This is a genomic window from Burkholderia sp. ABCPW 11 (assembly GCF_001523445.1).
GTDB lineage: Bacteria > Pseudomonadota > Gammaproteobacteria > Burkholderiales > Burkholderiaceae > Burkholderia.
In genome coordinates, this window is sequence record NZ_LOVM01000096.1 from 1 (window position 1) to 803 (window position 803).

Sequence of the window (803 nt, forward strand, 5' to 3'; positions counted from 1 at the left end):
GAGAGCGACGTGATCGAGCTGTTGGCCGTCGACAGACCGGTCGACGTCGAGGTCGAGAGCGACGTAATCGAGCTGTTAGCCGTCGACAGGCCAGTCGAAGTCGACGTGGACAGCGACGTGATGGAGCTATTGGCCGTGGACAGACCCGTCGAAGTCGAGGTCGAGAGCGACGTGATGGAGCTGTTGGCCGTCGACAGGCCAGTCGAAGTCGAGGTCGAAAGCGACGTGATGGAGCTGTTGGCCGTCGACAGACCGGTCGAAGTCGAGGTCGAGAGCGACGTGATGGAGCTGTTAGCCGTGGACAGACCCGTCGAAGTCGAGGTCGAGAGCGACGTGATGGAGCTGTTAGCCGTGGACAGACCCGTCGAAGTCGAGGTCGAGAGCGACGTGATGGAGCTGTTAGCCGTGGACAGACCCGTCGAAGTCGAGGTCGAGAGCGACGTGATGGAGCTGTTAGCCGTGGACAGACCCGTCGAAGTCGAGGTCGAGAGCGACGTGATGGAGCTGTTAGCCGTGGACAGACCCGTCGAAGTCGAGGTCGAGAGCGACGTGATGGAGCTGTTAGCCGTGGACAGACCCGTCGAAGTCGAGGTCGAGAGCGACGTGATGGAGCTGTTGGCCGTGGACAGACCCGTCGAAGTCGAGGTCGACAGCGACGTGATCGAGCTGTTGGCCGTGGACAGGCCAGTCGAGGTCGAGGTCGAGAGCGACGTGATCGAGCTGTTAGCCGTCGACAGACCGGTCGACGTCGAGGTCGAGAGCGACGTGATCGAGCTGTTGGCCGTCGACAGACCGGTCGACGT

Annotated in this window: 1 protein-coding gene; it reads left to right on the forward strand. The window is 62.0% G+C overall.

What is annotated here, in order from left to right:
• The coding region (locus tag WS61_RS35355) for a hypothetical protein (protein ID WP_218921219.1) at nt 1–803 on the forward strand (803 nt) is incomplete at both ends.